Below are 2,124 nucleotides of genomic sequence, written 5' to 3'. Positions count from 1 at the left end.
CTGCCGACGGCGCCCGCCTGGAGCGCCCCGGCACCCCGCGCCGCGGCGCAGTCCTTCACCTTCGCCTTCCGCGACGCCGACGTCGCCCAGGTCGCGGACGCCATCCTGGGGCAGGCCCTGGGCTTGGCCTATACGGTTGATCCGGCGGTCACCGCCAAGGTGTCGTTCCGCATCGACCGCCGCCTGACCCCCGCCCAGTTGCTCGAGGCCTTCGAAGCCGCGCTGGCGGCCAGCGACATCGCGCTGCTGCGCCAGGGCGACACCCTGGTGCTGGCGCCGCGCGACCGGGTTCGCGGCTCGACGGCGCTGCGTGAACCGGCGGGGCCGGGCGCGGTTCCGACGCGCTCCGGCGGCTCGAGCGGCTACGAGGTGGTGGCCACCGCCCTGTCCTTCGCCTCGCCGACGGAGGTGTCCAAGGCGCTGCAGGCGATGACCGGGACGAAATCGGTGCTCTATGCCGACGACAAGCTGGGCCTGCTGGTGCTGGCGGGCTCGGGCAGTGAGCTGCAGGCCTCGCTGGAGACCATCAAGGTGCTGGACCGCAACATGCTGGAAGGCGCGCGGATCCGCTGGATCGACCTGCACAACGCCACCAGCGTCACGGTCGCGGGCGAACTGAACAAGATCTTCACCTCGGCCGGGGTCGAGGGCGTGACGGTGACGCCGCTGAAGCGGCTGAACGGTCTGATCATCTCCGGGCGCACCGAAACCGCGCTGAACGAGGCGGCCCGCTGGGTCGCGCGGCTGGACACCCCGTCACGCGACCTCTCCACCCAGATCTACGTCTATCATCCGCGAAGCGCCTCGGCCGCCTCGCTGGCCCGCACGCTTTCGCAGGTGCTGTCGACCGGCGCCGAGGCGACGCCGTCCAGCGACGGCCTGGCCTCGGGCGGAGCCGCCAGGACCGGCGACGCGGCCAGCACGGCGACCCGCGGAACCGACACCGCCGCCCGCGGCGGCGACACCGGCGGGAGCGGCGAGACCTCGTCCTCGGCGGCCCTGGAAGACGGCGTCCGCATCGGCGTCGACAAGGAAAGCAACAGCCTGATCATTCGCGCGCCGGCCTATCGCTGGATGAGCCTGCAACAGACCCTGTCGGAGATCGACCGCCCGCCCAAGCAGGTGCTGATCGAGGCCTCGATCGTCGAGGTGGGCCTGACCAACGACTTCAAGTTCGGCATCGACTGGTCGGCCGTGTCGGGCAGCGGCGAGGTCACCGGGCGTTCGGTCTACAACAGCAGCGGCACGATCGGACCGAGCTATCCGGGGTTCTCGATCACCTTCCTGGGCGGCAACATCGACGCGGCGGTCAACGCCCTGGGGTCGCGCACCGTCGTGGACGTGGTGTCGGCCCCGAAGATCGTCACGCTCGACAATCATGTGGCCAAGCTGCAGATCGGCGACCAGGTGCCGATCATCACCCAGAGCTCCAGCAGCGTCTCGACCGACAACCCGGCGCTGGTCAGCACCGTCGAGTACAAGGACACCGGCGTGATCCTGCAGGTCACGCCGCGCATTTCCGGCGAGGATCAGGTCGTGCTGGAGATCGCCCAGGAGGTCAGCTCGGTGGCCAAGACGGTGACGTCGGGCATCGACTCGCCGACCATCCAGCAGCGCAAGCTGGAGAGCACCCTGGTGCTGAAGAGCGGGGCGGTGGTGGCCCTGGGCGGGCTGATCAGTCGCTCGCGAAGCCATACCGAAAGCGGCGTGCCGGGGCTCAAGGACGTCAAGGGCCTGGGCGCGCTGTTCCGGTCGCGCAGCAACGACGATGATCGCACCGAACTGATCGTGCTGATCACCGCGCACATCGTCGCCGACGAGACAGCCGCCAACCGCATGACGACCGATCTGCTCAGCGACATGAAGGAGTTGCAGGCCCGTGGGCTGCCGCCGCAATGATCCGTCCGACGGCGGCTACGCCAGCGGCGCGGCCATCGTCGTCAGCCTGGCCCTCGCGATGGTGGCCAGCGGCCTGATGGTGCGCGCCAGCGCCGATCTGAGGCGGGCAAGGGCCGACCACGCCCGAACCCAGGCGCGCTACGTCCTGGACGGCGCGCATCGGCTGGCGGCGCTGCGCATGGTCGGCGGGATCGATCCGCGCCGGGCGACCTGGACCCTGACGGT

Annotated in this window: 2 protein-coding genes; both read left to right on the top strand. The window is 70.3% G+C overall.

The genetic code is table 11. The features are described from left to right. Positions 1-1,899 (top strand): type II secretion system secretin GspD (gene gspD / locus DMC18_RS09765; RefSeq protein WP_158285890.1); only part of this gene is annotated, 1,899 nt, incomplete at its 5' end. Further along, on the top strand, positions 1,880-2,124 hold a 245-nt coding region (locus tag DMC18_RS09760; protein ID WP_146218030.1), incomplete at its 3' end, for a hypothetical protein. The genes gspD and DMC18_RS09760, both read left to right, overlap by 20 nt.

The sequence above is a fragment of the Caulobacter sp. D5 genome (assembly GCF_003185805.1).
Taxonomy (GTDB): Bacteria; Pseudomonadota; Alphaproteobacteria; order Caulobacterales; family Caulobacteraceae; genus Caulobacter.
This window is presented reverse-complemented; position numbering and strand designations above follow the sequence as displayed.